Genomic DNA, 4,712 nt, shown 5'->3' on the forward strand with positions numbered 1-4,712 from the left:
TATTTTCAATCCAAACTCTCAAATGAAATAGAATAATCCAATTTGACCACCCTCCGAACGTGCGTACAACAAGACCACTTTCGCCCATCATGGAGGATACGCCGTGCCAATCACACTCAATTGCGAAGGGGAACCATGCCCCAACCCCGTACTGCGATGCAAGCGGGTTATCGCCGACCCCGCCACCCAGGAAATCCGGGTCATCGTCGATAACGAAGCGGCCAAGGAAAACGTCAGCCGATTTCTGACCAGCCAGAGATGGGTTGTCGACGCCATCCGTCAGGACGGCCGACTGTGGACCATCGAGGCACGACCGGTCTCGGACGCGCCGGGCAAAGCCGCGACGCCCGGAGTCCAGGACACGCCCCAAGCCGTCTGTCCGGTCTGCGGCCACCGCATCCTGGTCTTTCTGACCTCGGACGTCATTGGCCGGGGCGATGACGCCCTGGGCGCGCGGCTCATGCAGAATTTCATCACCACCCTGCCGGAGCTGGGCGACGCCCTGTGGCGAATCATCATGCTCAACGGCGCGGTCCGACTGGCCACGGCCCAAAATCCGGTCATCGACAAGCTCAAAAGCCTGGAAGCCGCCGGCGTGTCCATCCTCGTCTGTGGCACCTGCCTGGAGCATTTCCAACTCATGGACCAAAAAATCGTCGGCCAGGTCACGAACATGCTCGACGTGGTCACCAGCCAACAGGTGGCCGACAAGGTCATCACCGTTTAAGACAATACGGGGCTCCGCCCCGCGCCCCGCAAGGGGCGCGGCCCCTTGACCCCTTCAAAAGGAAAAATGGAAATTCGGGACGTCATGTCCCGTGCATCGCTGCCCACGAGAGACCCGAAAGAGGTGCGGGGGACGCGTCCCCTGCCCGCCGGAGGCAGCCTTCATCTCGAATTGCACGCCAGCCACGGACAAAACGCCAGGGCTTGGGCGGTAAGGCCGGCCTCGCCGTGCAAGACCAGGGGCGCGGCCACGGTCAGGCCCGGCCCGCCGTTCTTGACGGCCAGAACCAGAACCAGCCGGGCCAAAACGTCAGGCTTGGGATGCACGAAGAGCAGCTCCTTGGGCCGCAATCGGTGCTCGGACAAAAGGCCGAGCAGGTCATCGACGCGCTCGGCCAGATGGATGAAAGCGCAGGGTTTTCGATTGCGCAGGACAAAGGCGGTGGCGCGGATAAAGTCGGCCAAAACCGCGCCACTCTCAAAACGGGCCGCGTTTTTTCCGACATGAGGACACACCCGGCCCGTGCCGGGATCACGATACGGCGGATTGCAGAGCACCAGATCCATGCTTTCGGGCCTGAACCCGCCGGGCCGGGCCACATCGGCCCGCACGGCGGCAAAACGCCCAGCCAAGCCCAAGCGCCGGGCGTTTTCGCGGGCATGAACCAGCATGGCGGGATTTGCGTCCAGCCCGACCACAAACGAATCGGGGTGGATCAGGGCCCAGGCCAGCCCCACCACCCCGCATCCGGTTCCCAGATCAAGCACCCGGCTTGCGCCCTGCCGCGCGAAAGCCGCCAAAAGCAGGGCGTCGAGAGAAAAACGAAAACCCGCATCCGGCTGGGACAGGCCGCGCGGGAAGTACTCCCTGGCCCGAAGCACCGCCGGATCGAGCATCTATTTCAGCACGGAGCGCAACCGCTCCATGGCTTCCTGAACATTGGCCAGGCTGTTGAAAGCGGAAATACGGATGAAGCCTTCGCCACAAGCCCCAAAGCCAGCGCCGGGTGTGCAGACCACGGCCGCCTTGTTCAGGAGCATGTCGAAAAACTCCCACGAACCCATCTTGCCGTCGATCCAGACATAGGGCGAATTCTCGCCGCCAACGCAGTCATAGCCCAGGGCCGTCATTTCCTTGCGGATGATGGCCGCGTTGCGCAAGTACCCGCCCACCAGGGCCCTGGCCTGGGCCTTGCCCTCGGGCGAGTACACGGCCGCCGCCGCCTTCTGCACCGGATAGGACACGCCGTTGAACTTGGTCGTGTGGCGTCGGTTCCACATGGCGTGCAGGCTGTGCTGGTTGCCGGCCGCGTCGTAGGCCATGCAGGTCTTGGGCACCACGGTGAAGGCCAACCGTGTGCCGGTGAACCCGGCGGTTTTGGACAGGGAGCGGAACTCGATGGCCACCTCGCGCGCGCCCTCGATCTCGTAGATGGACTTGGGCAGGTCGGGATCGCGGATAAAGGCCTCGTAGGCCGCGTCGAACAAAATAAGGGCCTTGTTGGCACGGGCGTAGTCCACCCAGGCCGCAAGCTGGGCCTTGGTGATGGTCGCGCCGGTGGGGTTGTTGGGATAACACAGATAAATCAGGTCCACGGGCTCGGTCGGCAGGGCCGGGATGAAGCCATTGTCCTTGGTCCCGTCGAGATAAACCAACCCTTCATAGCGGCCGTCCACGTTCGCTCCGGTGCGGCCGGCCATGACGTTGGTGTCCACATAGACCGGATAGACCGGGTCCGGAATGGCGATGCGGATGTCCCCGGCGAAGAGCTCCTGGATGTTGCCGGTGTCGCACTTGGCGCCGTCGCTGATGAAAATTTCGTCGGCCGCGATGTCCGCGCCCCTGGCCTGAAAATCCTCCGCCGCGATCAGTTCGCGCAGGAATCCATAGCCCTGCTCCGGCCCATAGCCGCGAAAAGTCGTGCTATTGGCCATCTCGTCCACACCCTCGTGAAAGGCCTTGACCACGGCCCCGGGCAGGGGTTCGGTCACGTCGCCGATACCCATACGGATGATTTTCTTGTCCGGATTGGCTGCTTGAAAAGCAGACACACGATGAGCGATGTCGGCGAACAGATAGGACGCCTTGAGCTTTGAATAATTCTCATTGATGCGGATCATTATACAGTCCTCGTGGAAGTTGGCGTTGCGGTAAAGTCTGGCCAGTACCGGCAAAGGCCGCGCAGTTCAAGTCAAGCGCGTTTGCGCGCGAAACGCCGCCCCAGCACATCGGCGAAAAGCCGGGCCTGGGAAACCTTCAGAACCAGGGCAAGGCCCATGTACAGCGCGACCCACAGCGGGATAAGCAGCAGGCTGATCCGGCCCAGTCCGGCGCTGGCCCAGCATCCGGCCAATAGCCCCAGGCTGAGCAACACGGACAGGACATGATCGCGGTTCGGACGGAACCAAGCACCCAGATGGCGGCGCAGCAAAAAGCCCAGCAGCAGCACGTTGATCCAGGCCGACACGGACGAGGCCAGAGCCAGACCGACATGACCGAGCACCTGCATGCCGGCGTAGCCCACGGCGACATAGACACCAAGGCAGACAAGGGCCACCCGCACCGGGGTCTTGGTGTCGCCCAGGGCGTAATAGGCCGAAGCCAGGGAACGCACACTGGAAAAAGCCGGCAGCCCGACCACATACCCCAACAGGGCCATGGCCGTGCCGTGTACGGCCTGGGCGGAAAACTCGCCGCGCCCGAACAAGAGCTCGACCAAAGGCAGGGCCAATCCCGCCAGTCCGGCGGCGGCCGGCAGGTTGACGAACAGGGTCAGGCCCAATGAGCTGGCCAGGGTGGCGCGGAACTCATCCCGTCGCTCTGGCGCGGCCAGGGACGACAAGGACGGCAGGGTGGCCACGCCCACGGCCACGCCGAACACGCCGAGTGGAAACTGAAAAAGCCGGTCCGCGTAATACAGATTGGAAATGGAGCCCTCGGGCAAGAACGAGGCCATGCCCGTGCCGATCAAAATATTGAATTGATAGACCGCCGAGCCCAAAATGGTCGGCAGCATGAGCGCCCCGATGCGCCGCACTCCCGGCCCGGCAAGTTCCACCGGGCCGCGCCAGGCGAAGCCCTTGGCGCGCAGCACCGGCTGCTGCAGCAGCCACTGGCCAACGCCAGCCACGAGCACGCCCCAGGCCAGCCACACGGCCACGTTGCCGCCCATCCAGATGGCCCCCAGGCTGGCCGCGATAAGCGTGATGTTCAGCAGACACGGGGCCAGGGCCGGCACAAGAAAATGCCCCATGCTGTTCAGGATGCCCATGCACAGGGCCACGCCGGAAATGAGCAGGATGTAGGGGAAGCAGATTTGGACCAGCCCGGCCGTCAGCTCGAACATTTCCGGCTTTTCGGCCGCGAAACCAGAGGCGATCATAAGCGTCACGGCCTTGGGGAAAAGCAGCACGCCCAAGGTCAGAACGCCCAGAATAAGGACCAGCCAAATCTGGATGGACCGAGCCAGGATGAAGGCCGCCCGATCGCCCTGCTCCTGACGGATTCGGACAAAAGTCGGCACAAAGGCCATGGTCAACGAGCCTTCGGCGAACAGGCTGCGCAGCAAATTGGGGACACGGAAGGCGACGAAAAAAGCGTCGGCCAGCACAGACGCGCCAAGGGTATAGGCCATGATCAGATCCCGGACCAGGCCCAGGCCCCGGCTGAGCAACGTGGCGGCGGAAACGATGGACGCATTTCTGACAATGGTGCGGTTGGTGGACAAAACGCGGTTCCTGGTTGCAAAACGATACAAAAAAGGGGCGAGCCCCGGCCCCGCCCCATGTATCCACCCCGCCCGCCGCCGTCCATCGGGAATTGGACGATCCGCCGGGGCCGCGCAAAGACACGCCCAGAACTATTTCTTGATGATCTCCACCCGCCGATTCTTGGCCCTGCCCTCTTCGGACTGATTGTCGGCAACAGGCTTTTCCTGGCCCCAGCCCACGGCCGCAAGGCGGTCCGCGTCAATCCCCTTGGCCGT

Annotated in this window: 5 protein-coding genes; 1 reads left to right on the forward strand and 4 read right to left on the reverse strand. The window is 63.1% G+C overall.

The genetic code is table 11. The annotated features are described in order from the left end of the window. Positions 1-103 precede the first annotated feature (103 nt). Complete coding sequence (gene yedF, locus EOL86_12080) at positions 104-727, forward strand: sulfurtransferase-like selenium metabolism protein YedF (GenBank protein ID NCD26312.1); 624 nt, start codon at positions 104-106, stop codon at positions 725-727. Positions 728-888: 161 nt separating this feature from the next. Here the strand turns inward: yedF and EOL86_12085 are convergent, their stop codons facing one another. The 4 genes from EOL86_12085 to EOL86_12100 all read right to left on the reverse strand — a co-directional run. After that, positions 889-1,623, reverse strand: a complete 735-nt coding sequence (locus tag EOL86_12085; protein NCD26313.1) for a methyltransferase domain-containing protein — start codon at positions 1,621-1,623, stop codon at positions 889-891. Beyond that, on the reverse strand, positions 1,624-2,847 hold the full coding sequence (locus EOL86_12090) for an LL-diaminopimelate aminotransferase (protein NCD26314.1): 1,224 nt from the start codon (positions 2,845-2,847) through the stop codon (positions 1,624-1,626). Between the two features lie 71 nt (positions 2,848-2,918). Beyond that, positions 2,919-4,454: a murein biosynthesis integral membrane protein MurJ gene (gene murJ, locus EOL86_12095; protein ID NCD26315.1), complete on the reverse strand. Its 1,536-nt coding sequence runs from the start codon at positions 4,452-4,454 to the stop codon at positions 2,919-2,921. 132 nt (positions 4,455-4,586) lie between these two features. Beyond that, the coding region (locus EOL86_12100) for an OmpA family protein (protein NCD26316.1) at positions 4,587-4,712 on the reverse strand (126 nt) is incomplete at its 5' end.

Source organism: Deltaproteobacteria bacterium (assembly GCA_009930495.1).
Classification (GTDB): domain Bacteria; phylum Desulfobacterota; class Desulfovibrionia; order Desulfovibrionales; family Desulfomicrobiaceae; genus Desulfomicrobium.